This is a genomic window from Actinoplanes sp. G11-F43 (assembly GCF_050589265.1).
Lineage (GTDB): Bacteria > Actinomycetota > Actinomycetes > Mycobacteriales > Micromonosporaceae > Actinoplanes.
On sequence record NZ_JBNZCE010000008.1, the window covers coordinates 140,886 to 166,740 of the forward strand.

General features: G+C 71.1%; 24 protein-coding genes and 1 riboswitch. Of the genes, 11 read left to right on the plus strand and 13 right to left on the minus strand.

The features are described from left to right. The first annotated feature begins 146 nt into the window (after nucleotides 1-146). Complete coding sequence (locus ACQ0O7_RS09795; protein ID WP_430781555.1) at nucleotides 147-941, plus strand: alpha/beta fold hydrolase; 795 nt, start codon at nucleotides 147-149, stop codon at nucleotides 939-941. A 114-nt stretch (nucleotides 942-1,055) separates the two neighbouring features. Here ACQ0O7_RS09795 and ACQ0O7_RS09800 read toward each other — a convergent pair whose 3' ends face one another. Together ACQ0O7_RS09800 and ACQ0O7_RS09805 are read right to left on the minus strand one after the other, a co-directional pair. After that, nucleotides 1,056-1,826: a phosphotransferase gene (locus tag ACQ0O7_RS09800; RefSeq protein ID WP_430781556.1), complete on the minus strand. Its 771-nt coding sequence runs from the start codon at nucleotides 1,824-1,826 to the stop codon at nucleotides 1,056-1,058. A 64-nt stretch (nucleotides 1,827-1,890) separates the two neighbouring features. Then, nucleotides 1,891-3,288, minus strand: a complete 1,398-nt coding sequence (locus ACQ0O7_RS09805) for a family 43 glycosylhydrolase (RefSeq protein WP_430781557.1) — start codon at nucleotides 3,286-3,288, stop codon at nucleotides 1,891-1,893. 105 nt (nucleotides 3,289-3,393) lie between these two features. On the opposite strand from ACQ0O7_RS09805, the gene ACQ0O7_RS09810 reads away from it, so the two are divergent. Beyond that, nucleotides 3,394-5,058, plus strand: a complete 1,665-nt coding sequence (locus tag ACQ0O7_RS09810; protein ID WP_430781559.1) for an amylo-alpha-1,6-glucosidase — start codon at nucleotides 3,394-3,396, stop codon at nucleotides 5,056-5,058. Here ACQ0O7_RS09810 and ACQ0O7_RS09815 read toward each other — a convergent pair. Further along, nucleotides 5,051-7,321, minus strand: a complete 2,271-nt coding sequence (locus tag ACQ0O7_RS09815) for a beta-L-arabinofuranosidase domain-containing protein (protein ID WP_430781561.1) — start codon at nucleotides 7,319-7,321, stop codon at nucleotides 5,051-5,053. The two genes, ACQ0O7_RS09810 and ACQ0O7_RS09815, sit on opposite strands and share 8 nt — an antisense overlap. 196 nt (nucleotides 7,322-7,517) lie before the next feature. On the opposite strand from ACQ0O7_RS09815, the gene ACQ0O7_RS09820 reads away from it, so the two are divergent. Both ACQ0O7_RS09820 and ACQ0O7_RS09825 read left to right on the plus strand, forming a co-directional pair. Beyond that, nucleotides 7,518-8,459 carry a MerR family transcriptional regulator gene (locus ACQ0O7_RS09820; protein ID WP_430781562.1) on the plus strand — a complete coding sequence of 314 codons (942 nt, stop codon included), beginning with the start codon at nucleotides 7,518-7,520 and terminating at the stop codon, nucleotides 8,457-8,459. 10 nt (nucleotides 8,460-8,469) lie between these two features. Then, nucleotides 8,470-9,042 (plus strand): TetR/AcrR family transcriptional regulator, encoded by a 573-nt coding sequence (locus tag ACQ0O7_RS09825; RefSeq protein WP_430781563.1) that lies wholly within the window; start codon nucleotides 8,470-8,472, stop codon nucleotides 9,040-9,042. Here the strand turns inward: ACQ0O7_RS09825 and ACQ0O7_RS09830 are convergent. The 3 genes from ACQ0O7_RS09830 to ACQ0O7_RS09840 form a co-directional block, all read right to left on the minus strand. Further along, nucleotides 9,017-9,913: a pyridoxamine 5'-phosphate oxidase family protein gene (locus ACQ0O7_RS09830; RefSeq protein WP_430781565.1), complete on the minus strand. Its 897-nt coding sequence runs from the start codon at nucleotides 9,911-9,913 to the stop codon at nucleotides 9,017-9,019. The two genes, ACQ0O7_RS09825 and ACQ0O7_RS09830, sit on opposite strands and share 26 nt — an antisense overlap. Nucleotides 9,914-10,028: 115 nt before the next feature. Beyond that, nucleotides 10,029-10,298 carry a GlsB/YeaQ/YmgE family stress response membrane protein gene (locus tag ACQ0O7_RS09835; RefSeq protein ID WP_430781567.1) on the minus strand — a complete coding sequence of 90 codons (270 nt, stop codon included), beginning with the start codon at nucleotides 10,296-10,298 and terminating at the stop codon, nucleotides 10,029-10,031. Nucleotides 10,299-10,430: 132 nt separating this feature from the next. After that, nucleotides 10,431-10,886, minus strand: coding sequence for a GNAT family N-acetyltransferase (locus ACQ0O7_RS09840; RefSeq protein WP_430781569.1), 456 nt, complete (start codon nucleotides 10,884-10,886; stop codon nucleotides 10,431-10,433). Here ACQ0O7_RS09840 and ACQ0O7_RS09845 point away from each other — a divergent pair. Continuing rightward, a complete protein-coding gene (locus ACQ0O7_RS09845; RefSeq protein WP_430781570.1) occupies nucleotides 10,885-11,451 on the plus strand; it encodes a GAF domain-containing protein in 567 nt (188 codons plus the stop codon). The two genes, ACQ0O7_RS09840 and ACQ0O7_RS09845, sit on opposite strands and share 2 nt — an antisense overlap. Next, nucleotides 11,397-12,707 (plus strand): PP2C family protein-serine/threonine phosphatase, encoded by a 1,311-nt coding sequence (locus tag ACQ0O7_RS09850; protein ID WP_430781571.1) that lies wholly within the window; start codon nucleotides 11,397-11,399, stop codon nucleotides 12,705-12,707. The genes ACQ0O7_RS09845 and ACQ0O7_RS09850 overlap by 55 nt, the downstream gene beginning before the upstream one ends. Before the next feature lie 139 nt (nucleotides 12,708-12,846). Here ACQ0O7_RS09850 and ACQ0O7_RS09855 read toward each other — a convergent pair whose 3' ends face one another. The 7 genes from ACQ0O7_RS09855 to ACQ0O7_RS09885 all read right to left on the minus strand — a co-directional run bounded on the left by ACQ0O7_RS09855 (nucleotide 12,847) and on the right by ACQ0O7_RS09885 (nucleotide 20,853). Next, nucleotides 12,847-13,125 carry an STAS domain-containing protein gene (locus tag ACQ0O7_RS09855; protein ID WP_430781572.1) on the minus strand — a complete coding sequence of 93 codons (279 nt, stop codon included), beginning with the start codon at nucleotides 13,123-13,125 and terminating at the stop codon, nucleotides 12,847-12,849. 116 nt (nucleotides 13,126-13,241) lie between these two features. Then, the gene (locus ACQ0O7_RS09860) at nucleotides 13,242-14,303 is read right to left on the minus strand and encodes an ABC transporter substrate-binding protein (protein ID WP_430781574.1); all 1,062 of its coding nucleotides are present in this window, start codon (nucleotides 14,301-14,303) and stop codon (nucleotides 13,242-13,244) included. Further along, complete coding sequence (locus ACQ0O7_RS09865) at nucleotides 14,300-15,106, minus strand: ABC transporter ATP-binding protein (protein WP_430781576.1); 807 nt, start codon at nucleotides 15,104-15,106, stop codon at nucleotides 14,300-14,302. Before ACQ0O7_RS09865 ends, ACQ0O7_RS09860 begins: the two co-directional genes overlap by 4 nt. Then, nucleotides 15,103-16,134: a FecCD family ABC transporter permease gene (locus ACQ0O7_RS09870; protein WP_430781577.1), complete on the minus strand. Its 1,032-nt coding sequence runs from the start codon at nucleotides 16,132-16,134 to the stop codon at nucleotides 15,103-15,105. The genes ACQ0O7_RS09865 and ACQ0O7_RS09870 overlap by 4 nt, the downstream gene beginning before the upstream one ends. Next, nucleotides 16,131-16,871, minus strand: coding sequence for a hypothetical protein (locus ACQ0O7_RS09875; RefSeq protein WP_430781578.1), 741 nt, complete (start codon nucleotides 16,869-16,871; stop codon nucleotides 16,131-16,133). Before ACQ0O7_RS09875 ends, ACQ0O7_RS09870 begins: the two co-directional genes overlap by 4 nt. Nucleotides 16,872-16,915: 44 nt before the next feature. After that, nucleotides 16,916-17,101: riboswitch (cobalamin riboswitch) on the minus strand. Between the two features lie 312 nt (nucleotides 17,102-17,413). After that, complete coding sequence (locus ACQ0O7_RS09880) at nucleotides 17,414-19,150, minus strand: ABC transporter ATP-binding protein (RefSeq protein WP_430781580.1); 1,737 nt, start codon at nucleotides 19,148-19,150, stop codon at nucleotides 17,414-17,416. Then, nucleotides 19,147-20,853, minus strand: coding sequence for an ABC transporter ATP-binding protein (locus tag ACQ0O7_RS09885; protein ID WP_430781582.1), 1,707 nt, complete (start codon nucleotides 20,851-20,853; stop codon nucleotides 19,147-19,149). The genes ACQ0O7_RS09880 and ACQ0O7_RS09885 overlap by 4 nt, the downstream gene beginning before the upstream one ends. A 127-nt stretch (nucleotides 20,854-20,980) precedes the next feature. On the opposite strand from ACQ0O7_RS09885, the gene ACQ0O7_RS09890 reads away from it, so the two are divergent. The 5 genes from ACQ0O7_RS09890 to ACQ0O7_RS09910 are packed head-to-tail and all read left to right on the plus strand — an operon-like array spanning nucleotide 20,981 to nucleotide 25,636. Beyond that, on the plus strand, nucleotides 20,981-22,036 hold the full coding sequence (locus ACQ0O7_RS09890; protein WP_430781583.1) for a FecCD family ABC transporter permease: 1,056 nt from the start codon (nucleotides 20,981-20,983) through the stop codon (nucleotides 22,034-22,036). A gap of 14 nt (nucleotides 22,037-22,050) precedes the next feature. Next, entirely contained in the window at nucleotides 22,051-23,031 is a 981-nt protein-coding gene (locus tag ACQ0O7_RS09895; RefSeq protein WP_430781584.1) for an ABC transporter substrate-binding protein, read from the plus strand. Further along, the gene (locus tag ACQ0O7_RS09900) at nucleotides 23,028-23,795 is read left to right on the plus strand and encodes an ABC transporter ATP-binding protein (protein WP_430781585.1); all 768 of its coding nucleotides are present in this window, start codon (nucleotides 23,028-23,030) and stop codon (nucleotides 23,793-23,795) included. Before ACQ0O7_RS09895 ends, ACQ0O7_RS09900 begins: the two co-directional genes overlap by 4 nt. After that, nucleotides 23,792-24,775 (plus strand): sigma-70 family RNA polymerase sigma factor, encoded by a 984-nt coding sequence (locus tag ACQ0O7_RS09905; RefSeq protein ID WP_430781624.1) that lies wholly within the window; start codon nucleotides 23,792-23,794, stop codon nucleotides 24,773-24,775. The genes ACQ0O7_RS09900 and ACQ0O7_RS09905 overlap by 4 nt, the downstream gene beginning before the upstream one ends. Nucleotides 24,776-24,787: 12 nt before the next feature. Continuing rightward, nucleotides 24,788-25,636, plus strand: a complete 849-nt coding sequence (locus ACQ0O7_RS09910) for a YybH family protein (protein ID WP_430781586.1) — start codon at nucleotides 24,788-24,790, stop codon at nucleotides 25,634-25,636. Nucleotides 25,637-25,855 lie beyond the last annotated feature (219 nt).

The window sequence follows — 25,855 nt, forward strand, 5'->3', positions numbered from 1 at the left end:
CATTACCCGCTCATTCGTTGCAATGAATTCGAGGCTCTGAGCAGCAATAACGTAGGGATTCCCCAACCTGGAGATTGCTGGATCAATGAAGGCAACGTAGCTTTTCCCTCATCAGAAACAACTGATCGAAGGAGAAGGTGGTTCTCATGATCGCGTCGAAGTGGTCCGGCATGGTTCAGGTCGACGACACCGCACTGGCCGTCACCGACACCGGGGGCGACGGCATCCCGGTGGTCTACCTCAACGGACAATTCGCCACCCAGGGGTACTGGCGGCGGGTCATCGCCGAGCTGGGCCCCGAGTGGCGGCACATCACCTACGACGAGCGGGCCCGCGGCAGATCAGACCGTTCGGCGGACTACTCCTTCGAGGCCGCCGTACGCGATGTCGACGCCGTCCTGTCCGCCCGCGGCGTCGACCGGGCCCTGCTGATCGGCTGGTCCTACGGTGCGGTGGTCGCCGCACACTGGGCACACCGCAACCCCGGCCGTACGATCGGCGCGGTCATGGTCGACGGCGCCTTCCCGCACGACTGGCTCGACGACGCCATGGAGGTGCGGATCCGTAAGATGTTCCGGCGGATGGGCTGGTTCCTGCCACTGATGCGCCCGACCGGCCTGACCCCGCGGATGACCGCCGACCAGCAGGCCGACAGCAACATCGAGCTCGGCAAGCTGTCCCGCGAACGCGAGCTGGGCCCGGTGCTCGACGCCATCACCGTCCCCACCCGGTACGTGATCGCCTCCGGCACGTCCCTCGGCAGCCGCGGCGACGAGCAGGAACGCATCCGGGCCGGCCTCGACGCGGTCACCACCCGAAACCCGAACATCCGCGTCCACGCGAAGGTGACCAGCAACCACGGCGCGCTGCTCAAGAAGGACTTCCCGGTCATCGCCGACGCCGTACGCGAGGTGGCCGCCCGGTCAGAGTCCGAAGTCTGACGGCACCACGGCCGCCTTCCGCCCGAACGCGTCACCGACGGGATCCCCGGTACGCAGAAGACGCTCCAGCCGCCGCCGCTCCCGAGGCAGGAAGCACCTTTCGCCGCGGCGACCTCAGGCTGTGGGGAAGCCGGCCAGTTCCTTCGCGGCGGTCTCGAGGGATTCGTCGACACCGTTCGCGATCATTCGTGTGAAGGTGGGATCGCCGGTGGCTGCCGCTCGCCGGATGCCGCGGGCCGAGGCGATTGCTCGCTGCTGGACCACGGCGATGAAGTCGGGGATCGAGCCGTCCCAGCCGTAGGAGTTCAGGAACAGACGGAGGCGGCGTGGGCGGTCGGCGAAAGCGGTGAAACCCTCCGCTTCCACCACGTGGCGGGCGTGCAACGGCACCCAGCCGAAAGCGGTGAACGCCAGATCCCACCCGACCGTGACGGGGCCGGCGAAATCCCAGTCGAAGAAGCCGTTCAGGTGGCCATCGGTCCAGGCCGCGTTGTAGGGGGCCGCGTCGTTGTGGCCGATGATCATCCCGGGTCGCCACTGGTCTCCCGAGCGCCAGACCGCGCCGGGCGGCGGGACGAAACCGGCGGTGGCCCGGTGGAAGTCCCGCAGCCAGTGGGCCACCTGGCGCAACGCGTCGTCGCTGTGCACCCAACCGGGCCACGGTCGTGTGGTTCCGACCACGGTGCCGGGCAGGAAGGAGAGCACCTCGCGGCCCTGGTCGTCGAAACCCAGTGCCCGGGGAGCCCGGTCGAAGCCCACGTCGTGGAGATGCCGCAGCAGGGCGTGCACCGCCGGGGTCCACGGGCCGGGGGCGCGGCGGACGGTGTCACCGATCCGCACCGCGCCGCCGTCGTTGCCGCCGGGGAGTGGCTGGGCCTCGGTCACCACGACATGCTGCCCCACGGTGGAGCTGCCGCGCGACCCCGATGAGTGGGCCGTCGGACGCCTGTCAGAGGGTGGGGACGATCGGGCGGATGGTGCCGTCGGTGTTGAACTCCATCCGGTCGATGGCGGTCTCCCGGTTGGTGCCGTCGCCGGCGGGCACGGCGAAACGGTGGTAGGCGATGTGCCACGTGTCGGTGCCGGGAGTCTGCACCACCGAGTGATGGCCGGTGCCCCTGATGCCGAGGTCGAGGCGTTTCTGGAGGACGACACCCCGGTTCGTCCACGGGCCGAGCGGTGAGGTGCCGGTGGCGTAGGCGACCCGGTAGTCCTCACTGCGCGTGTCGTTCTCCGACCACATCAGGTAGTACACGCCGTTGCGCTTGAACACGAACGGTGCCTCGTTGTAGCCACTGGGCGTGATGACGCGTACGGCGGACGGGTCGAAGGATGTCATGTCGGTGTTGAGCCGCACGGCGCGGGCCACGCCTTGACCCCAGTAGAGGTAGGACTGGCCGTCGGTGTCGGTGAAGACGGCCGGGTCGATGGCCTGCCCGCCGGAGAACTGGCCGCTGGTGACCAGCGGGCGGCCGAGGGCGTCACGGAACGGGCCGGCCGGCGAGCCGGCGACCGCGACACCGAGCTGTTTGGCGGTGTTCCCACTGGCCAGGCCGCCGGAGAAGTACAGGTAGTACTTGCCGTTGCGGGTGGCCACGGCGGGTGCCCAGGCCGAGTTGTCGGCCCACGTGACGTCGGGGCCGTGGTCGAGGACGACGCCGTGGTCGGTCCAGTCGACCAGGTCGGTGGAGGAGAAGGCCTTGTAGTACGTGCCGCCCCAGCTCGCGTACCCGTCGGTGGTCGGGTAGAGGTAGTAGCGGCCGTTGAAGTGGGTGATGTGCGGGTCGGCGAACAGGCCGGGCAGCACCGGGTTCCTGCCGGTCCTGGATGCCCAGGCGGTGGTGAGCCGGAACGAGCTGTCGGCCCGGAACGTGGCGGTGTCCTGGTAGGGGTCGAGCCAGAGGGCGTAGTCGCGGTGCCGGATCCGGCGGTCCGGATAGTTGTAGGAGGCCAGCGCGACCGAGCCGGTGACCGAGCCGTCGACGGCGCAGAACGTGGCGTCGCCGCGGAACGTCGCGTCACCGGTATTGGTGTCCAGGCGCAGCCGGTAGTCGCGGTGCCTCAGGAACCGGCCGTTCCTGGCCTGGAACGAGTAGCACGACGGGGACGCCAGGCCGTTGATCACGGTGAAGGTGGCGTCGAGTTTCTCCTGTGCGGTGCTGACCGGGTCGATGCGGGCCAGGCTGTCCAGGTGGCGCAGGTAGCGGCTGGGATGGTTGACCGAGGCCAGCGACCGGGCGCCGGTGGGCAGGGTGGCGGCGTGCGCGGCCGACCCGGACAGCACGACGACGCTTCCGGTGATCAGGGCGGTGGTGGCGACCAGGGAGCCGGCTCGGCGGGCAGTCATGTGGCTAGGATGTTAACGATCACACGGGCTGTCAACGATTCGAACACGATCGATCACGCTGGTCCCGGTTCGATCCGGGGCATCACCGAAAGGCACGTGGGCGCCATGCGGTTCGCCGTCCGGGAAATTCCGTTCAGTCACCGGGGATCGTGGTTCGGCGTCTCGCCGGTGATCGCCGAGAACACCGTCGCCGACGACCTGCACCTGGTCTCGCATCAGGCCGGCATGCATCCGGTCCTCCGGTTCGCCCCGGCCGGCCCGGCCACCGTGACCGCCACCCCCGCCCTGCTGACCTGGCGGGACGACGCCGGGCGCGTCGACCTGGCCTACCAGAGCCCGGACACCATCCGGCTGCGGGGCGACGGGCTGGGGATGCGGATCACCGCCGCCGCCGGCACGTTGACGCCGTTCAGCGGCACCTACCTCTTCCAGGATCCGGTCGACGGCGCGCACGTGTTCACCTCCTACGAGACCGGCCGCCGCTACCGGGTCACCGTGCTGTCCGGCGCGGCGGAGCAGGTCAGCGGGGTCGAGGCCCTCGGGACCGCCGAGCGCGGGATGTCCCTGCCGGCCGGCCGGTGGGAGCTGGCGATCGAGGAGTACGAGACCGCGCGGGCGCCGTACCGGGCCGCCGACGACTTCGACCGGGTCCATCAGCGGTCGGCCGCCGCGTTCACCGCCTTCGCCGAGGCCGTCGCTCCGCGGACCCCGGCGGCGGAGCTGGCCGCCTACGTGCTGTGGTCGGCCACCGTCCGGCCGGCGGCACTGGTCACCCGCCCGGCCGTGCTGATGAGCAAGCACTGGATGGACAAGGTGTGGAGCTGGGACCACTGCTTCACCGCGATCGCCCTGGCCGCCGGCGATCCCGGCCTGGCGTGGGACCAGTTCCAGCTGCCGTTCGACCATCAGGATCCGGGCGGGGCGCTGCCGGACTCGATCACCCATTCCGAGGTGCTCTACAACTTCGTCAAACCGCCGATCCACGGGTGGGCGCTCCAGCGTCTCCGCCAGCGGCTGCCCGGCCCGGTCGACCGGGCCGAACTGGAGCGCACCTATCAGCGGCTGGCCCGGTGGACCCGGTTCTGGCTGGAGTCGCGCCGGGCGCCGGGCGCCGATCTGCCGCACTACACCCACGGCAACGACAGCGGCTGGGACAACGCCACCACCTTCGACGGCGGCCGGGTGGTGCAGAGCGCGGATCTGGCCGCGTTCCTGGTCGTCCAGTTGCGCTGCCTGGCGGATCTGGCCGCCGAACTCGGCGAGCCGGCCGGGCCGTGGGCGCGGGAGGCGGACCGGATCGGCGCCGCGATGCTGCGGGATCTGTGGGACGGCGACCGGTTCGTGGCCCGGTGCCCGCGCACCGGCGAGCGGCGGCCGAGCGACAGCCTGCTCGACCTGATGCCGATCGTGCTCGGCGCGGACCTGCCGGCGCCGGTGGCCGCCGCCCTGGCCCGCCGGATCGAGGACCATCTGACCGAGTACGGCCTGGCCACCGAGCCGGTGGACTCGCCTCGGTACGCGGCCGACGGGTACTGGCGTGGCCCGATCTGGGCGCCGTCGACGGTGCTGATCGAGGACGGGCTGCGCCGGGCCGGGTTCACCGGGCTGGCCGACGAGATCAGCCGCCGGTTCCGGACCCTGTGTGAGCGGTCCGGGTTCGCGGAGAACTTCGACGCGGTGACCGGCGCGGGGCTGCGCGATCGGGCGTACACCTGGACGGCCGGCGGGTATCTGATGCTGGCCGCCCCCGGCGGTCGTACCGTCAATTGATCGGGGTCAACCGCCAGATGTTGTCGGCCGTGCCGTTGTCGGGATCCTGGACCACCTGGGATCCCCGCGCGGTGGCGTTGTTGAGCACGGCGAGGAGTTTGCCGCTGTTGGCGTTGCGGATCTTGTAGGTGCCGTTGCCCTGGGCGAGCAACTGCCAGCGGTGGTCGGCGGTGCCGTTGTCGTCCCACTGCAGGACGACGGCGTTGTCGGCGGTGGACATGTTCTGCACCCCGAGGACCTTGCCGCTGTTGACGTTGCGCAGCCGGATCGCGTCGCCGTCCGGGATCCGGGTCCAGCGGTGGTCGGCGGTGCCGGTGTCGCCCCAGATCAGGGCGAGGCCGCCGTTGGCGGTGGACATGTCCTTGATGCCGAGGACCAGACCACTGGCGACATTGACCAGTTTGTACGCCGGAGTCGCTGCCGCGGTCGTCCAGTACACCGTGTAGTTGATGCCGTGCGCGTCATGGAACGGCACCAGGTTGACCGGCGCGCCGTCGGCGGTCGCGGTGGTGCGGGTGACCGACCCGGCGTCCAGCGACGGCAACGTGGACAGCGCGGTGTTGCCGTAGTCGCCGGCGAGGACCATCGGCCCGTACGTGATCGCCTGCACGTCGGCCCGATCGGGGGTGGGCCGCAGCACGATCCGCATCGGCAGTCTGACGGTGATGACGTCACCGGACGCCCACACCCGGGTGACCGTGGCGTACCCGCCGGCTCCGGGGGTGCTGACGACCGCGCCGTTGACACTGATCGACGCGCCGGAGGTCCACGACGGGATCCGGACGCGGATGCTCCACGATCCGCTCATCGTCCCGGACAGGGTGAGCGTGCTGGTGTCGCTGCTGGGGAAGGTGGTGGCCTGGGTGACGGTGATGCCGCGCTGCGTCCAGTTCAGCGTCGACGGCACGAACATGTTGACCGTCAGCGTCGACCCGCTGAAGAAGTAGACGGCCTCCATCAACCGGGTGTTGACCTCGATCCCGGTGCCCTGACAGCACCAGAACGAGTGGTAGTCGGTCGACCAGGTGCCACCGCCCCACGCCGGCCCGACACCCCGGCGGCCACCCGGGCGCAGCGGGGTGAAATAGGTGACGTGCCCGTGCGAGTCGGCCGGGTTCTGCGCGCCGATCACGTGGTTGAGCAGAGCCTGCTCGTAGAAGTCGAAATACGCCGACCGGTTCGGGTCGATCAGCCACAACTCCTGGGTCAGGCGCAGCATGTTGACCGTGTTGCAGTGCTCGCAGGTGTCGTTGGCCAGGTAGGCGGCGATGGCGTTGGCCGGGCGGAAGTGTTCGGCCTGACTGTTGCCGCCGATGGCGTAGGTGTGCGCGCCGACGGTGATGTTCCAGGCGTTGACGGCGATGTCGCGGTACCGGGTGGTGCCGGTGGCCTTGTACTCGCGGGCCGCGCCGATCCACTTGGGCACCTGGGTGTTGGCGTGCAGCCCGTTGAGGGCGTCGGTGCCGTTGGCGAGAGGGTTGAAGACGCTCGCGTGGTCGAAGCGCTGGGCCACGGTCAGCCAGCGGGCGTCGCCGGTCTGCTGGTACAGGTCGGTGAGCACGGCGTTCATCCCGCCGAACTCGGTGCCGAGCATGGCCTGCATCTGGGCGCTGGTGAGCCGGCCGGTGCGGGTGTCGACCCAGGCGGCGAGATTGAGCAGTACGGTCCGGGCCTGGGTGTTGCCGATCAGCCGCCACGCGTCGAGCAGCCCGGTCATGGTCTTGTGGATGCAGTAGTAGGGGACGTTGCCGTTGTTGAGCGTCCGGTTCTCCACGGCGGTGATGTCGGCTTCCGGGAACCCGGACAGGTATCCGCTGGCAGCCTGGCATTTGGCCAGCTCGGCGACCATGTAGTCGGCCTTGTCCCGGCAGGTGGTGTCGCCGAGCACGGCCCAGGCCTGCGCCCAGGCGGTGAGGAAGTGGCCCTGCACGTGGCTGCGGAACGGGAACGACGGCGCGTCCCAGCCACCGTTGGCGGTGGCCCCGCCGGTGGACCGGCCGTGGTTGGCGCGGAAGACGTAGAGCAGCCGATCGACGTCGACGAAGCGCAGGTAGTTGAGGGTTCGGGTCTGGTTGTCCAGCAGCCGGCCGGCGGTCAGGCGGACCTGGCCGTGGTCGAACGCGGCGGCGGAGACGCCGAGGTCGGGGCGGACCGGGGGGATGACGGCCGCGGCGGCGGGGGTGGCGCGCAGCAGGGCCGGCCCGGCGGCGGAGACCAGGGCGGCGCCGAGGACATGGCGACGGGAGACCGGGAGCGAGGACACGCAACCTCCTGAAGCTTGTTAGCGTTAACACATTGATGTCGGCAGATTGAAACATTCTCGAAACGAACCTGTCAACGCATCGACGATGGACTGTCTCGCCTCAGACCGGCCGGCCGGATGCGGGCTTGCACCTCACGTAACGGCATGTGATCCAGTTGACCTACGCCCCGATCCGCCCGGCGAAAGGTCTCCACCCGTGCACTACTCGTCGTTCTTCCCACCCCGCCACGTCAAGATCGGCGACGCGGCGGCCTTCGCCGGCAGCACACCCCGGGCGATCCGCCACTACCACGCGATCGGCCTGCTCCCAGAACCCGAGCGGGGCGGTGACGGCCGACGCCGCTACGGGTACGAGGACATGATCCGCCTGCTGTGGATCCGCAAGATGGCCGACGCCGGAATCGCCCTGGACGACATCCGCGCCGCCTTCACCACTACTCCCGGCACGGCCACTTCCGGCACCACCACTCCCGGCACGGCCCCTCCCGGCGGTGGTGACGACATCGCGGGTGTCCTGGAGCGGCTGGAGGAGACCCTCGCCGCGCAGGAGGCGGAACTGCGGCGGCGGCGCACCGTCGTGCAGCGGATGCGGACCGAAGGCAGCCGGATGGGACTGCTGTCCGACTTCGTCACCGAACGCCTCAAGGATCTGCCGGAAGGTTCCCTGCGCCAGAATGACCTGGACAACCTCCTGGTCATGGAGCGGATCTTCGGCCCGCTCGGCGCGGCGATCAATGCCACCCTCTACATCACCCTGGCCACGCATCCCGCCCTGCGCGCGGAGTCCGACCGCGTCGAGGCCGCCGAGGAGGCGCTCGACGACAGCGTCGCCGTCGACGATCCGCGGGTGGCCCAGGTGGCCGCCGAACGACACGCCTTCGACAACGCTCTGCAGGCCGCCATCGACGCGTCCGGCCTGGACGACTTCGACACCATCGTGGATGCCTGGGACATCCTGCACCCGGAGTCCGCCGAGGAGGATCCCGGCCCCGGCAAGCGGAAGCCCGGCTCGATGAGCGTGATCGAAGCCTCCCGCAAGATGCCTTACGATCTCTCCCCGGCCCGCCTGCGCTGCGCGGAACTGGTCATCGAGCTGGGCCTGCGGAGCGCGCCCGACACTTTACCGGATGTTCGGTAATATTCGGCGTATGGGACGCGCACCGAGCATCGACGACGACGCCCTGTTGCGGCGGCTGTCCGAGGTCTTCCGCCAGTCGGGTTACGAGGGCGCTTCGCTCTCCGCGCTGTCGTCGGCGACCGGATTGCAGCGGGCGAGCCTCTATCACCGGTTCCCGGACGGGAAGCCGGGCATGGCCGCGGCGGTCCTGCAGTCGGTGGAGCGGGAGTTCGCCACGATCCTCGACCCGCTCACGGCCGAGGCCGACCCGGCGGCGGCCGTCGCGGAGATGGCCCGCCGGGTCGGCGTCTTCTACGCGGACGGGCGGCTGGCCTGTGTGCTGGACACGATGACGCTGCGCGGCGCGCCGGACGGCATCCGGGCTCACGCCACCCGGATGGCCACCGCCTGGCTGGCGGCGATGGCCGACGTCGCCCGGCGGGCCGGAGCCCCGCGGGCGGAGGCGGCGCGCCGGGCCAGGGCCGCCCTGGTCACGATCGAGGGCGCGCTGGTCCTGGCCCGGGTCCTCGACGACCCGGCCGAGTTCCGGTCGGCGCTGGCCGGGCTGCCCCGGACGCTTACCTCGTCCCCGCCGGCGGATTGAACCGGGACAGGGCCGGCTCCGACCAGGTGGCCGGCAGCGCGGACGGGCGGTACACCGCCTCGTCGACGGTGAACTCGACGGCCCGTGAACCGGCCGGCCACAGCACCTCGGCACGGCCGGTGAGCTGCAGCGTCGCGCCGGTCGCCCAGTCGACGACGAGCAGGGCGGCATGCGGGTTCTCGATCATGTTGCCCAGGGTCATGAGCATGTTGTTGCCGCGGTAGTCGGGCCAGCGCAACCGGGCCGGCGACAGCACCTCGGCGAAGCCCGGGTTGCCGCCGCGGTGGGAGACGTCGGGATCGCCGGTGTCGGACGCGGTGGCCACGAAGAACGTGTCGGCCCGCCGGACCAGGTCGGTCATGGTGGTGGTCAGCACGGCGGCCCGGACCGGCTCCGCTCCCCCGCCGTGGCCGGTGGCAGGCCCGGCGACGGTACGTTTCCGGATGTGCTTCGGGCAGTTCGGGAAACTCTGCTCGATGGTCAGCCGGAGCCCGTCGGGTGTCGGTGCCGACGTGCCGTTCATCCGCAGCCGAATGCGGGTCGCCAGGTCGATGGCGAGCAGCCCGAGGCGGCCGTCGCGGCGGGTCATCGGCTCGGCCGGGTCGTCGGCGGCGAGCCGGGCCGCCACCCGCACCGTCTCGTCGTCGGGGGCGGTGACGAAGCCCCGCGGCCCGGTGAACAGGGACGCCCACAGCCGGCCGTCGTCGTCCTGCGCTCCGACGACCAGCAGGTTCTGGTGGGCGAGGAAGTCGCCGGCGCCCTCCGGCAGGTGTGGCTGGACCAGGCGGGAGACGGCCGCCGCCTTGTCGGTGAGGCCTGCTCGGGCCTGCGCTTCGAGTTCTCCCCAGTGGAAGACCGTGGGCTTCAGCATGAGACCCAATATTACCGAACGTTTGGTAAAAATGGTGAGCACGTGAGCCGGCTCACCGACCACAACGGCCCGCCGCCCACTCGATGGAGTGGGCGGCGGGCCGCGGCGTGCGAGGTCAGTGCCGGCGGCGGCCGTACGTGCCGGCGGCCAGGGCGACCCCGGCGGCGGCCAGGCCGACCTGCAGCGCGATCTCGATCCAGTCGATGCCCGGCGTGTCGTCGACACCCAGGGCGGCGGCGAGGAACGTGCCGAGAATGGCGGCGATGACACCGATCAGCATGGTCAGCCAGATCGGGATGTTCTGCTTGCCCGGCACGACGAGACGGCCCAGAGCGCCGATGACCAGGCCGATGATGATGGCGGCGAAGAACCCGGTGACTTCCACGAAACGCTCCTCAGAAATGGTGGCTACGACGCCGGGATTCCCACTCCGCGGAACTCACCAAACAATTATCCTCAAATTCGAGTTAATGGCCAGAATTGTATGAGGAAACGGCCAGTTCTCGGCCAGGAGACGTCATAGGGCCTTGGCGAGATTGCGGCCGGTCTCGGTGAAACCGAGCTGCTCGTAGAGGGCCCGCGCGCCGGTGTTGTGGGCGAACACGTGCAGGCCGATCCGGGTCAGGCCGTTGTCCCGGCACCAGCGTTCGCCGGCCCGCATGATCGCCCGCCCGTAACCCCGCCGGCGCAACTCTGCCTCGACGGCGATGTTGTGGACGAACGCGGCGTCATCGGTCACTGTGAGCCAGAGGAAACCGACCCGGCGGTCACCGTCGTACGCGTACCAGAAATGATGGTCCGGGGTCTTCTGCCCGTCCGGCAGCAACCGCGTATAGGTGGTGGCGGAGTTGCGGGCCGCGGCCTCCGCCGGCTGCCCGGACGCGGTGAGGCTCCGGGTGTAGTGCGCCTCGGCGGCGGCCCGCCACGCCTGATACTGCTCCGCTGTCATCGGCTCCAGCCGAACGTTCGTCATGACCGTCAACCTACGTTCGGGGTGGCGCCGGCAGAACACCGCCGAGCGCCGGGACGGTGTCGTGGGGAGTGCCTTGGAAGCGCTCCCCCGGGTGTGTGAGGATCGGATGGACATCTGTTCGACGGCCGTGCCCGGAGCCCGGCCCGCACGCCGGGAGGCGGCGCTGTCCGGCACCGGCTTGACCGCGGCGGCGGATCCGGCGTTCGACCGCTTCGCGGGGCTGGTCCGCACCGTGCTGGACGTGCCGGTGGTGCTGGTCAGCCTGGTCGAGACGGACCGCCAGGTGTTTCCCGGGGCGGCCGGGCTCGCCGACCCGTGGGACCGGCGGCGGCAGACCCCGATGTCGCACTCGTTCTGCCGGCATGTGGTGGCCGGCGCGGCGCCGCTGATCGTCCGGGACGCGCGCACCGATCCCCGGGTGGCCGGGAACCCGGCGATCACCGATCTCCAGGTGATCGGGTACGCGGGCCTGCCCCTGACCGACGCGGCCGGCACCGTCCTGGGGTCGTTGTGCGCGATCGATCACCAGCCCGTGACTGGACCGGCGAGGAGTTGCGGCTGCTGACCGATTTCGCCGCCGCGTGTTCGGACATGCTGCGGCTGCGGATCGCGCACAGCGGCCTGCGGCATCGTGAGGAGCGGGCCGGGGCGGCGTTCGACCGCAGTCAGCTGCTGTTGCGGGCCAGTGTCGCGCTGGCCGGCACCGGGACCGTCGACGACGTGGTGGGCGTGGTCCGGCATCTGGTCACCGGGACGCTGGATCCGGCGTACGTCGATGTGTCCCTGGTGGATCCGCGGGACCGGGCCGCCACCCCGTCCGCGCTGGCCGCCCGGCTCGGCACCCCGGTGCTGTTGCCCGATCTGCCGGCGGTGTACCGGATCGCCCCGGACGCGGCGGCCACCTTCGACACGATGGGCTGGCAGTCCGCGGCCAGTGTGCCGCTGCCCGGACCGGACGGCACGGTCGGGGCGCTGACCTTCGTCTGGAAGCAGCCGTACACCCTGGACGCCGCCGAGCAGGCCGTTCTCGCCGCCCTGGCCGGTTATGTGGCGCAGGCGCTGCACCGGGCCGACCATCTGTCGTCCCGGGAGAACGTGTCCCGGGTGCTGCAGCGGGCGATGCTGACCGACCTGCCCGACGCGGCGCCGTTCCAGATCGCCGCCCGCTACGACCCGGCCGCCCGCAGCGAACAGGTCGGCGGGGACTGGTACGACGCGGTCCGGCTCGGCCCCGAACGGCTGGCCCTGGTCATCGGCGACGTCACCGGCCACGACATGCGGGCCGCCGCCCGGATGGGCCGGCTGCGCAGCAAGCTGCGGCTTCTGCTGGTCGATCGCGAGGAGTCCCCGGCCGAGCTGCTGCACCGTCTGGACACGGCCGGGTGGATGCTCGGCGACCCGGTCACCGCCACCGTGGTGCTGGCCGATCTGCACCCGGATCCGGTCGGCGCCGGGTACCGGCTGCGCTGGTCGACCGCCGGGCATCCCAGTCCGCTCCTGATCACCGAGGCCGGTGTTCGTGAGCTGACCGGCCGGAATCCGCTGCTCGGTCTGCGGCGGGAGGTGCCGCGCACCGGTCACAGCCGTCCGCTGCCACCCGGATCGACCGTGCTGTTCTACACCGACGGGCTCATCGAGACCCGGGGTCGGGCCTTCGGCGACCGGGAGCGGGATCTCCGGGAGACGCTCGGCGCACACGCGGGCACGCCGTTGCCGCAGCTGCTGGACCTGCTCTACACCCGGTTCGCGGGCACCGACCACGAGGACGACGTCGCCATGCTCGCGGTCCGGATCCCGCCGTCGCGCAAAACCGGACAGTGAGTGTGATTGATCCCCTCCCGATGGGGCATGGTCTCTTCACGACACCGTCCGGGTTCGTGCGGCAGACGATCCCCGTGCCCGGCCGCGACCGATGAGAGCCCCTCGCCTCAGGCAGGGGCTTTCATCGTGTGCCGGTTTCTCATCGCGTGCCGTCACTGAGCACCTGCCACACTCCGGCCACCTCGAAGGTGCGGCGGACCATGCCCCGCGGCGCGGCCACCCGCATCGCGACCGCGCTCTCCCCCGCGCTGTGCCGGGCCCGCATCAGCGCGCCGATGCCGGTCGAGTCACAGAACGCGACCTCGGAGAAGTCCACGTCGACCGTACGCACCCCGGGTGTCGCGGCGGTCGAGGCGATCGCGTCGTACAGCTGCTCGGCGGTGGCCAGATCGACCTCACCGGCCACCGCGAGACGCACGACGCCGTCACCACCGACAGCCGAACGGATCGTCAACGCTCCCTCAGGGGACATCTGCTGTGGCCGGCCTCTCCGTCGTGTACGACAGTTCTACCGCACCCCGGCCGGAATCCGGGTCAGCGGAGCCAGGCGTTGCCGGGCAGTTCGGTGAGCCGGGTGATGTCGAGGGTGGGGGCGATCCCGGCCGACGGGGCGAGACCGAAGTGTTCCACCGACCGGCGGACCCACTCGGCGGCGTCGATGTTGAGAGGGCCGGACACCCACAGGGCGTACGGCAGGTTCACGAACCGCTCCTCCTTGACCGCCGTCAGGTCGCGGGACGCCGGGTTGGCCTTCAGCGTGTCCACCTTCTGCTGGTAGGTCTGGCCGGGGTAGTCGACGAAGTAGATGACGTCCGGGTCGGAGGCGGCCAGGCGCTCCCAGCCCACCTCGGTCCAGGTGTCCTCGACGTCGGCGGTGGCGTTGACGACTCCGGCCGCGTCGAAGATCGCCTGCGGGCCGCCGAACGAGCCGGAGGTGAAGATGGCGTCACCACCGGAGTCGAACAGGAACGCGGTCGGGGTCCGCGTGCCCTTCGGCGCCGCGGTCAGCGCCGCCCGCCGCTTGTCGATGTCGGCGACCACGGTGTCGGCGGTCGGGCGGTGGCCGGTCAGGTCGCCGATGTTGCGCAGGTCGGTGGTGAGCGCGGTCCAGGCGTCCATCGTGCCGCGGGCGCCGTCGTCCTGCTTGCAGGTCTCACTGAGCAGATATGTCTTGATGCCGTGCGTGGTCAGGTCCTCGGGCATCAGGTTGCGGGACTCGCTGAAGCCGTAGCCGTACCCGGCGAACATCATCTCCGGTTTGACCGCCAGGACGTTCTCCAGCGTGGGGTGCTGGTCGCCGACGGCCTTCAGGTCACCGACGCGCAGGTCCGGGTAGGCGAGTTCGAGCACCGCCTGGTCCTGATCCATGCCGGTCACGGCGACCAGCTGGTCGCGGGCGCCGGCGGCCAGGACGATGGAGATGATGCCGCCGTCGTACGCGTACAGCCGGCTGATGGGTTCGTCCACACCGACGTCCTGCCCGCAGTTCTGCACGGTGATCGCCCCGGCGGTGGCCTCACCGGTGGGGGACGGGCTGGAGCAGGCGGTCAGGACGGTCAGGGTGAGTGCCAGCGTGACGCCGGTTCGGATGGTCATGAGTCCTCTCGGGGGTGAATGAGCAGGTGGGACTGGTCGAGGGTGGGATGCGGCACCTGCACCGAGCCGACCCCGAAGTGGGTGGCCACCCGGCGGGTGCTGAGGACCTCGGCGGGCGTGCCGAACGCGACGATGCCGGCCGGGTCGATGGCCCGGTCGGCGCCGGGCGGCCAGCCGACGACGGCGAGCAGGTCGAAGAACCGCAACGCCAGATCCAGGTCGTGGATGGTGGCGACCAGGGTGCGGGCCCGGGCGGCGAACACGTCCAGCAGGTCGAGCTGCCAGGCCACGTCGAGGTGGTTGGTCGGCTCGTCGAGCAGCATGATCGGGCATTGCTGGGCCAGGCCCCGGGCCAGCACCGCGCGCCGCCGCTCACCACCGGACAGCTGGTCGCAAGCGGTGTCGAACCGGCCGGCCAGCCCGACGGCGTCCAGCGCCTCACGGACGATCCGGTGCTCGGCACGGCTGTCACGGGACCAGGGCCGGGTCTGCGGCACCCGGCCGAGCGCGACCATCTCACCGACCCGCAGTTCCGGGGAGGTGACATCCTCCTGCGGTACGAAGGCCAGCCGGCGGGCACGCTCGCGGGCCGGGAGCCTGCGCAGGTCGACACCGTCCAGCAGGGCGCTGCCCGAACCCGGTGCCAGCACTCCGGCCAGCACCCGCAGCAGCGTCGACTTGCCGGCGCCGTTCACACCGACGATGCCCAGGCGTACGCCCTCCGGGATCGTCAGGTCGACATCGCGCAGGATCGTGCGGCCACCCAGCCGTGCCGAGACGCCGTCCAGGCGCAGCGCGGTCACCGGTCGCCGCCGAACCGGTACATGCCCCGCCCCATCAACAGCAGGAACAACGGCGCACCGAGCACCCCGGTGACCACCCCGAGCGGGATCTCCTGCGGGCGCACCGCCATCCGGGCGAGCACGTCCACCCAGATCAGGAACACCGCCCCGGCGACCGCCGCGACCGGCAGGACCACCCGGTGGCGGGCGCCGACGACCAGCCGCGCGGCATGCGGCACGATCAGGCCGACGAACCCGACGCCTCCACTGACCGCGACCAGCACACCGACAAGGACCGACAGGCCCACGAACAATGTCGTACGCATCCCGGCCACGTTGATCCCCAAGGACGCCGCCGTCTCCGGTCCGGCGGCCAGCGCGTCCAGCCAGCGATGCATCGCCAGCATCCCGGCCGTCAGGGCGGCCACCAGGATCGCCGGAATGATCAATTTTTCCCAGGACGCGCCGCCGACACTGCCGAGCATCCAGAACATCACCGAGTTCGCGGCCCGCGGGTCGGCGCTGAGGAAAACCAGCAGTGACGCGATCGCCGACAGCCCCGAGGAGAGCACCACACCGGACAGCACCAGCCGTAGCGGGGTCAGGCCGCCCTGGGCCATCGCGATCAGCCAGATCAGCAGGGCCGAGCCGACCGCTCCCAGCAGTGCGCCGCCGGAGACCGCGTAGACGCCGAGGCCCGCGAGCGCGCCGGTGGTGATGGCGGCGGTGGCGCCCACCGAGGCGCCGGAACTGATACCCAGCAGGTACGGGTCGGCCAGCGGATTACGGACCAGGGTCTGCATGCCGGCACCGGCTACCGCCAGTCCGGCGCCGACGGTCAGGGCCATCAGGGCCCGGGGCATCCGGAGTTCCCAGATGATCACGTCCCAGCGGCCGGGTGGGGTGCCGGTGAACCGGTCGGTCACGGCGCCGACCACCTCGGTCAGGGGGATTCGTTCGGAGCCGAAGGCCAGGGAGGCGATCGCGCTGGCCACCGCGCTCAGCAGTAGGGCGATCAGGAGCGGCCAGAAGGGCAGGCGTCGTTTCACGGGTGGGCTCTCCGGGTGCGTGCGCGCTGACGGCGGACCCGTTCGATGGGGTCCATTCGGGGGCAGGTATCGCAGAACGAACGTTCTGTCCCGAGGCGGATCAGGCAGCAGGTGGTCCGGGTCTGCAGCAGGACGTCACCGTCGGCGTCCAGCCTGATCAGAGCCCGCCCAGCGGTCTGCTCCAGCACGGCGATGATCGCGGCCCCGTCCCGTACGATCCCGGCACGGTCCGCCGGATCGGCCGCGGCGTAGAGGCGGGCGACGGCACCACCGAGCGAGGCGGCGGGCCCGCCCAGCGCGGTCGCCCGGGTGAGATTGGACGCGGCCAGAACCCCGTCCAGCAGCGGCGCGACATGATCAGCGACGGCCTGCCCGACCGCCGGCACCCCGGCGGGCGTGCCGCTCGCGGTGTGCCCGGCGGTGTGCCGGGCCGCGGTGTGCCGGGCCGCGGTGTGCCGGGCCGCGGTGTGCCGGGCCGCGGTGGTGGCCGCGTTCTCGTCGACGCGGACCTGCCAGTCCTCGTGACGCATCGACAGCAGCCGGCCGGTCCGGACCCACTCCGCCACGACGAGGGGCAGGACCTTGCCGCAGTAGTGCTGCAGACAGCAGGCGGCACCGGGCGCGGCATGCCGGGTCCCGAGCCAGGAACTGTAGGCCGCGACAGCACCCGCCCACCACCGCGGATCACACAGCTCTACTGCCGAAACGTAGCCGTCGTCGGAGGGCGGCGAATCCAAGGCGGAAGCCTCTCGGGTCGGAGACCCTGGTCGCGAGAGCCCACTGACGAACACGTGAGCCGACAGGTCTTCGGACTCGGGGTCAGCCGGCGGCACGGCCTTCCCAGGAAGCGCCCGCTCCCCAGTGGCGTAGTCGTGCCGCCGTCGCCCTCACCGCTGCGCGCCAGTCCCGGAATCACACCGGAGTTCCCTGGCATCCATGGGATGCGGTCGACTCGTGCCGCACCCTAGCACGGCAAGATCCGCTGGACGAGGTGTCCTACCTTGTCGGAGTGAGCCTGCTTCTCGGCTGCTGGCCCGCTCGGGTCAATTCCCCGCGCGAGTGTCCACCTTCCAGCTCCACCCCAGCCGATCTTGGTGGATTTACCACCGAAAACGGTGGTAAATCCACCAAGGTCTCGGCTGGACGGGCCGCCCGCGTGAGCAATTGACCGCAAGTGATCAGGCGGCCAGGAGCAAGGCTCTACAAAGGTGGTAGATCATCCAAGATCGGTCGAGGCCGGGCCGGGAAACGGCCACTTGTGCGGGCGAGGGCCGGACGGTCAATGAACGGCCAGCTGGGCGCTGATCAGCTGGGCGTAGGGGCCGTTGGTGGCCAGTAGCTCCTCGTGGGTGCCGGTTTCGGTCAGGCGGCCGTTGGACAGGACCGCCACCCGGTCGGCTGTGCGGATGGTGGACAGGCGGTGGGCGATGATCAGGGTGGTTCGGCCGGCGATGATTCCGGACATCGCCTCGGCCAGGACGCGCTCGGTCTCGGCGTCCAGGTTCGACACCGGCTCGTCCAGGACCAGCACCGGAGCGTCCGTCAGCAGTGCACGGGCCAGGGCGATCCGCTGGCGCTGACCACCGGACAACCGGGTGCCCCGCTCCCCCACCGTGGTTTCGTACCCTTCGGCGAGCCCCATCACGAACTCGTGGGCCCCAGCCGCCCGGGCCGCCGCCTCCAACTCCGCGATGGTGGCATCGGGCCGGGCCAGGCGCAGGTTCTCGGTGATCGTGCCGTGGAACAGATAGGGGTCCTGGGGCACGAACGCGACAAGCTCCCGCAACCGCTCCAACGGCAGATCGCGCAGATCGACCCCACCGATGCTGACCACGCCCCGGGACGGGTCCTGGAAGCGCAGCAGCAGGTGGGCGGTGGTGGACTTCCCGGCACCGGAATGCCCCACCAACGCCACACTGCCGCCGGAGGGGATGTCCAGATCGAGGCTGGACAGCGCGTACGGCAGATCATCGCCGTACCGGAAGGCCACGTCGCGGAAGGCGACCGCCGCGCCCGTCACGGCGGGCGGCGCGGTGGTGACGGACAAGACCGGGGACGGCAGGGCGAGTAGTTCGGCGACCCGGGCGGCGGCCGCGGCGGCCAGGTTGAGGTCCTTGGCGACTTCGGCGACGGTGGTGACCGGGGTGAACGAGAACGCGGCGAGCACCACGGCGACCGGGAACAGTGCCGGGTTCATCCGGCCGTCGGCGGTGAGCAGCGCGGTGGTGGCGAGCACGGCCAGGGTTCCGGCGGTGACCAGGGTGTCGATGGCGGCTTTCTCGACGCCGCCGCGGCCGGCGTGGGAGCGTTGCACGGCCCGCAGCCGGGCGACGGCGGCGGCGATCCGGTTCTGCTGGCGGCCGGTGGCGCCGAAGACGGCGAGTTCACGCAGGCCCTGGACGGCGTCGACGGTTTCGGCGGCCACGTCGGCGGCGGCCGCCTTGACCGCGTCGCCCTGGGTGCGGGCGCGCCGGGCCAGCCACATCGGCACGGTGGCCACCGCGAGCAGGACCGGCAGGACCACCAGCGGCAGTACGGGGTGGATCAGGCCGAGCGCGACCAGGGTGCTGAACGGCACGGTGACCGCGACGACCAGCGGGCTCAGTGTGTGGGCGAAGAACACTTCGAGGGCTTCCACGTCGGCGACCATGGCGGTGCCGAGGTCGCCGCTGCGGCGCCCGGCCAGGCCGGCGGGGGCGAGGCGTTCGAAGGCGGCGTGTACGCGGGTACGGGTGTCGGCGAGCGCCCGGAACGCCATCGTGTGGGACAGCGTGTTGTCCAGCCACGGGGTGATCGCCCGTAGTGGGATGAGCACCACCAGCAGCCAGAACCACGGCATCAGCGTGTCGGCGCCGGCGCCGGTGGCGACCAGGCCGACCAGGTAGGCGCCGACGGCCGCGCCGGCGATGGTGAGGAGCTGGTTGAGGGCGCCGGAGCCGATCGCGCTGGCCAGAAGCAGTCGGTGGGCGCGCAGCAGGAAAAGCATGGTACGCAGGCGTTTCACGGTTTCGGTCATGCCGCGTTACCTGTCTGAGCTACGGCTAGCCGACGGTAGGCACCACCGGATCTGGCCAACAGTTGATCGGGTGGGCCCTGTTCGGCCACCGTTCCGTCGTCGAGAACCACCATGTGGTCCGCGGTGCGCACGGTGGACAGCCGATGGGCGATGACCAGTGTGGTGCGCCGTCGCGCGAGCCGTGCCAGCGCTTCCTGGATGGTCGCCTCGTTGGCCGAGTCGATGGCCGAGGTGGCCTCGTCGAGGACCAGGATCGGCGCGTCCTTGAGCAGGGCGCGGGCGATCGCGATCCGCTGGCGTTCGCCGCCGGACAGCCGGGTGCCGCGTTCGCCGATCATCGTGTCGTATCCCTCGGGTAGTGCGGTGATGAAGTCGTGGGCGGCGGCGTCGCGGGCGGCTTGCCGGAGTGCCGTGTCGTCGGCGCCGGGCCGGGCGAGCAGCAGGTTGTCGCGGACGGTGCCGTGGAACAGGTAGGTGTCCTGGGAGACCACCGACACCAGGGCGCGCGGGTCGGCCAGGCCGGTGATGTCGTGGCCGTCGATCAGGATCCGGCCGGTGCCGGGGTCGAAGAAGCGCAGCAGCAGGGCGATGACGGTGCTCTTGCCGGCGCCGGAGCGGCCGACGATCGCGGTGGTGCGCCCGGCGGCGGCGGTGAAGGTGACGTCGGTCAGGGTGGGTTGGCCGGGGACGTACGCGAAGGTGACGTTCTCCACCCGTACCTCTCCGGGGCCGTTGATCGCCACGGCGGACCCGGGCCGGATCGCCGGCGGGGTGTCCAGCAGTTCGAAGACGCCGTCGGCGGCGGCCAGGCCGGGGTAGGCGCCGTGGAACGCCCGGGACAGGTCGGTGAGCGGCCGGAAGCACTCTCTCGACAGCAGCAGGACGATCAGCAGGGTGGCGACGTCGAGCTGGCCGTCGGCGGTGCGCAGGGCGCCGACGCCGACGGCGAGGCCGGTGCCGGCACCGGCGGCGAGCCCGACGACGATCTCGTACGCGGCGACGGCGGCGGTGAGCCGGGTGGAGGTGGTGGCGAAGGTGGTGGACTGGGCGGCCATCTGCGCGCCGCGGCGGCGGTGCGCGTTGACGCCTTTGAGGGTGACCATGCCCTGGAGGATGTCGAGGGTGTCCGCGTACAGCGCCCGGTATTCGGTGAACCACCTGGTCAGCGGCGCGCTCATCAGCCGCCGGGAGATCCGTGGGGCGGCGCCGGCGAGCAGCGCGCAGGCGGCGATGGTCGCGCCGACGACCGGGTCGAGCGTCCACACGTAGCCGATCAGTACGGCCGCGCCGAGCAGTGACGAGATCAGCTGGGGCAGGAAGTCAGCGAAGTAGCCCCGCATCGACTCGACGCCGTCGACCACTGTCGACTGGATGCGGCCGGTGCGGGTGCCGGTGGTCCAGCCGGGTCCGAGGGTGAACAGTCTGGCCAGCAGCCGGCCGCGCAGGTCGTCCTGGATCCGGGCGGCGACGGTGGTGGCGGTGGTTTCGCGGGCCCAGAGGAGTCCGGCGCGGGCGGCCTGGAGGGCGGCGATGCCGGCCATCGTGGGCCAGGAGACGGCACCGTCGAGGACTTGGGCGATGACCCGGGCGATGAGCAGACCCTGGCCGGCGTAGGTGGCCGTGATCGCCAGTCCGATCAGGACCAGGCCGGTGAGTCCGGCCCGCTGCCGGGCGGCGAGGCCGAGGAGTCTGCGGTTGAACATGCGGGCACGCTAAGCACCGATGCAGTCACTTTGCAACTGCACTAGAGAAGCAACACAGCCCCTTCAATCAGCATTGATCATGATGTTAGTTTGCTGCACATACTTGGCAACAACAAGGGAGCCGCTGGTGGCAACGGACCTGCTCGGCGTCGGCACACAACGGCGCCGGACGAGCCTCTGGCTGGTCGTGCTGACCGCGGCCCTGGTGGTGACCGGGCTGGTCGCCGTCGGCACGGGGGCGATCGGCATCAGCCCGGTCACCGTCGCCCGCATCATCCTGCACCAGCTCCTCGGCCTCGGTGAGATCACTTGGGCACCGCCGGAGGAGGCGATCGTCTGGCAGGTCCGGCTCCCCCGCGTCATCCTCGGCATCCTCGTCGGCGCCGGCCTGGCCGTCTGCGGTGTCGCGTTGCAGGCCATGGTCCGCAACGTGCTCGCCGACCCGTACCTGCTGGGCATCAACTCCGGCGCCTCGTCCGGCGCGGCGGCGGCCATCCTGTTCGGCGCCGGCGCCGGGTTCGGCCAGTACGCGCTGTCCACCAGCGCCTTCGCCGGAGCCCTGGCGGCCTCCCTGCTGGTCTTCGCCATCGCCCGGGCCGGCGGCCGGATCACCTCGATGCGGCTGCTGCTGTCCGGTGTCGCCGTCGGCTACGCCCTGTACGCCACCACCAGCTTCCTGATCTTCGCCTCGAACAGCGCCGAGGGCTCCCGCTCGGTGATGTTCTGGCTGCTCGGCTCGCTCGGCCTGGCCCGCTGGGACGCCCTGCTCGCCGTCGCCGCGATCATCATCCTGGGCACCATCGCCTACCTGACGATCCTCGGCCGCCGGCTGGACGTGCTCGCCGTCGGTGACGAGACCGCGCACACCCTCGGGGTCTCCCCGGACCGGTTCCGGATGCGGCTGCTGATCCTGGTGTCACTCTGTGTCGGTGTGCTGGTGTCCGCCGCGGGCAGCATCGGCTTCGTCGGCCTGGTCGTCCCGCACCTGGCCCGCCGCCTGGTCGGCGCCCCGCACGTGCGCGTCGTTCCGGTGGCCGCCCTGCTCGGCGCGATCCTGCTGGTCGGCGCCGACCTGGTCGCCCGGGTGCTGCTGGCCCCGCAGGAGATCCCGATCGGGATCATCACCTCCCTGCTCGGCGCCCCGTTCCTGCTGATCCTGATCCGCCGCATGCACGCGAACTGAAAGGTGATAACCCGATGAGGGCACTTCTGGCCGCCTCCGCCGCGTTGATGCTCACGCTCACCGCGTGCGGCTCCTCGACCGGCTCCGCCACCGGCGACGACGCCGGCGCCACGGCCGGCGGCTTCCCGCTGACGCTGAAGAACTGTGGCGTCGACGTCACCTTCGACAAGGCCCCCGAGCGGGTGGTGATGCTCAAGAGCGCCGCCGTGCCGTACCTGCACTCGATCGGCGTGATGGACCGGGTGGTGTCGCGGGCCGGGCAGTACCCGAAGGAGTACTACGACGCCGCCACCCAGGCCGAGATCGAGAGGATCCCGCTGCTCACCGACAAGACCGACACCAGCGGCCACCTGCAGATCTCCAAGGAGGTGGTGATCGCGCAGACCCCCGACCTGGTGCTCGGCGAGGTGGACAACCTGTCCCGCGACACCCTGTCCGCCGTCGACATCCCGCTCCTGGAAGAGCCGGCGATGTGCCCGGACAGCACCGCCGTGCCGACGTTCGACGACATCTACCGGCAGACCGAGGCGTACGGCAAGGTGTTCGGGCGCGAGTCCGAGGCGGCCACCGCGGTCACCGCCCTCAAGGCCCGATTCGACAAGATCAAATCCGAGGTGGGTACGGGTGGGAAGCGCACCGCCGCGGTCCTCTACCCGACCGTCGGCGGGGGTGTGACCTACGCGTACGGCACGGCCAGCATGGCCCACCCGCAGCTGGAGGCGGCCGGGTTCACCAACGTGTTCGCCGACAGCACCGAGCGGGTCTTCGAGGTCACCCTGGAGGAGCTGCTCGGGCGCAACCCCGACGTGCTGATCCTGCTGTACGGCGACGGCGACCCCAAGGCCGTCGAGCAGGCCGTCACCAGCCTGCCCGGCGCCGACAAGCTGAAGGCCGTGTCCAGTGGCAACGTGATGCCGCAGCTGTTCAACTTCACCGAGCCGCCGAGCCCGCTGTCCGTCGACGGCCTGGAGAAGATCGTGCAGCGCTTCAAATGATCGAAGCCGCCGGAGTCTCCTGGCGCTACGGCGCGAACCCGGTGATCGACGGGGTGGGCGTCACCGCCCGCCCCGGACGGCTGCTCGGTCTGATCGGCCCCAACGGCAGTGGCAAGACCACACTTCTGAGATTGCTGTACGGGGCCCTGCGCTCGCCCACCGGCAGCGTCTCCGTCGACGGCGACGCGCTGCCGGCCCTGTCCCCACGGGAGTCCGCCCGCCGGATGGCCGTGGTGGTCCAGGAGACCGGTGGTGAGACGGCCCTGACCGTGGCCGAGATGGTGCTGCTGGGCCGGGGCCCGCACCTGTCCACCTTCCAGCGCACCGGCGCGGCCGACCACGAGGTGGCCGCCCGCTGTCTGGCCCGGGTCGGCGCCACCCATCTGGCCGCCCGCCCGTTCACCGGCCTGTCCGGTGGTGAACGGCAGCGGGTGCTGATCGCCCGCGCGCTCGCCCAGGAGGCCACCCACCTGCTGCTCGACGAGCCGACCAACCACCTGGACATCCGCTACCAGCACGAGATCCTGCGGCTGGTCCACGGACTGGGCACCTGCTCGGTGGTGGTGCTGCACGACCTGAACCTGGCCGCCCGCTACTGCGACGACCTGGTCCTGCTCGGCGACGGCGGGGTGGTCGCCGCCGGCACCGTCGACGAGGTCCTGGAGCCGAAGATCCTGGAGCCGGTGTACGGCATCGGCATCCACCGGGTAGAACTGGACGGCCAGCTGCACCTGCTCTTCCACCCCACCGAGGCGGACGTCTGAACGAGGACCAGCGCGGTGATCCCGCGTTCACCGCACTGGTCGGCCCGTTGCGGGGCGAGTTGCACGCGCACTGCTACCGGATGCTGGGCTCGGTCCACGACGCCGAGGACGCCGTCCAGGAGACGCTGGTGCGGGCGTGGCGGGCCTTCGACCGGTTCGAGGCGCGCGGCTCGGTGCGGCCGTGGCTGTTCCGGATCGCCACGAACCGGTGCCTGTCGATGCTGGAGCAGCGCGGCCGCCGGGCACTGCCGGTCCACCTCGGCACCGACGGCGCCGAGGCGCGGTGGCTGGAGCCGTACGCGGACGAGCACCTCGGCCCGGAACCGTCGGCGGTGGCCCGGGAGAGCGTCGAGCTGTCGTTCGTGGCCGCCCTGCAACGGCTGACCGGGACGCAGCGTGCCGTGCTGCTGCTGCGCGACGTGCTGGGTTTCAGCGCCCGCGAGGTGGCCGGGCAGCTCGACACCAGCGTGGCCGCCGTCAACAGCGCGATGCAGCGGGCCCGGGCGGCCCTCGGCCCGGCACTGCCCGCCGCGACACAGCGGGCCACCCTGCGCGAGCTGGGTGACGAGGCGGTCCGGGAGCTGGCCCGGCGGTACGCGCGGGCCTGGGAGTCCGGTGATGTCGGGGCCATCGTCGCGCTGCTCACCGACGACGCGCGGTACTCGATGCCGCCGGTGCCGACGTGGTTCGCCGGCCGGGCGGCGATCCGCGGATTCCTGCTGGACGGCCCGCTGCGGTGCCGGTGGCGGTTCGTGCCGGCGACCGCCAACGGCCAGCTCGCCTTCGGGACCTACCGCTGGGATCGGCAGCGGGCCGTCCACCTACCCGGTGGTCTCGACGTGCTGACCCTGCGCGACGGACGGATCGGCGAGGTGGTGTCGTTCCTGGACGCCGACCTGCCGGCGTTCGGGCTGCCGGCTAGCCTGCCCGATCTTCCACACAGCGATGGATCCGCCGCCCGCGCCGGGTTGTACCGGTGAAAGGAGGCACACATGGATGTGCAACGACACCGGGACGACGAGAAGACCATCACCGAACTGATCGAGGGCTGGGCCGCCGCGATCCGGGCGGGTGACCTGCCGGGCGTCCTCGCCGGTCACGCCGACGACATCGTGATGTTCGACGTGCCGCCGCCCCGGGACGGGGTTCGGGGCATCGACGCCTACCGGGACACCTGGCCGCCGTTCTTCCGGTGGCTGGCCGGCGGCGCCGTGTTCGAGATCGTGACCATCGAGGTGACCGCCGGGGCCGAGGTCGCGTTCGCGCACGTGCTGGCGCGGTGCGGCACACCCGATGACCTCGCGCGCCGGCCGGACCAGCGGCTGCGGATCACCCTCGGGCTGCGCAAGGAGGCCGGCCGGTGGCTGGTCGCCCACGAACACCACTCGTTTCCGCTGGCCGAGGTGGCGGACCGGGTGGCAGCGGAACGCGACATCAGGGCGCTGCACGACAGGTGGTTCGAGGGGACGGCGGCGAAGGACCTCGATGCCCTGATGGCCGGGATCGCCGAGGACGTCGTCTCCTACGAGCACGTCGCGCCCCTGGAACACGTCGGCCGGGAGCAGGTCCGGCAGGTGTGCCGGGACGGGCTGGACGCGGGCACCGGTCAGGTGACCTGGCGGGTGCCGGACCTCACCGTGGTCGCCGCGGACGACCTCGCCGTCGCCTGGGGGCTCAACCGGGTGCGGATCGAAGGCCCGGACGGAGAGCCGGTCGAGTCGTGGTCGCGGGGCACCCGCGTGTTCCGCCGCACCGGCTCGGGATGGTCGATGACGCATCAGCACCTGTCCTTCCCGCTGGATCCACGGACCGGGGCCGTGCGCACCGATCCGCGGCCGTAACGCCGACATCGCCGGCGTCCGCCCGGGCCACCGCGTCACGGCCGTAACGCCGACATCGCCGGCGTCCGCCCGGGCCACCGCATTCGGCCCGGCGGACGCCGGACGGTCCGGTGTGCCGCCCACCTCGCGTGGACGAGACAGAACGGTCCGTCTTCCGTGGAGCCGTCGGGCGTACCAATGGTGGTGATTTTCGGCTCGAATCGGACCGCAACTCTCCAC